Genomic DNA, 644 nt, shown 5'->3' with positions numbered 1-644 from the left:
CCAACCCTCCCCGTCGATGTGGACTCTTGGGGGAGATAAGCCTGTTATCCCCGGGGTAGCTTTTATCCGTTGAGCGATGGCCCTTCCATGCGGAACCACCGGATCACTAAGCCCGACTTTCGTCCCTGCTCGACTTGTAGGTCTCGCAGTCAAGCTCCCTTATGCCTTTGCACTCTACGAATGATTTCCAACCATTCTGAGGGAACCTTTGGGCGCCTCCGTTACACTTTAGGAGGCGACCGCCCCAGTCAAACTGCCCACCTGACACTGTCTCCCGGGTCGATAAGACCCGTAGGTTAGAATTTCAATACAGTCAGGGCGGTATCCCACCAGCGCCTCCACCGAAGCTAGCGCTCCGGTTTCAATGGCTCCCGCCTATCCTGTACAAACTGTACCAAAATTCAATATCAGGCTACAGTAAAGCTCCACGGGGTCTTTCCGTCCTGTCGCGGGTAACCTGCATCTTCACAGGTACTATAATTTCACCGAGTCTCTGGTTGAGACAGTGCCCAAATCGTTACACCTTTCGTGCGGGTCGGAACTTACCCGACAAGGAATTTCGCTACCTTAGGACCGTTATAGTTACGGCCGCCGTTTACTGGGGCTTCAGTTCAGAGCTTCGCTTACGCTAACCCCTCTCCTTA

1 rRNA gene is annotated in these 644 nt (G+C 53.7%); it reads right to left on the bottom strand.

Annotation, left to right across the window (positions count from 1 at the left end):
• Positions 1 to 644, bottom strand: a 23S ribosomal RNA gene (locus tag GFJ36_RS28390); the annotation flags it as partial.

The organism is Bacillus sp. EE-W1 (assembly GCF_009760835.1).
Classification (GTDB): domain Bacteria; phylum Bacillota; class Bacilli; order Bacillales; family Bacillaceae_G; genus Bacillus_A; species Bacillus_A wiedmannii.
Note: the sequence above shows the minus strand (reverse complement) of the source record. Positions and strands in the feature narration are given on the sequence as shown.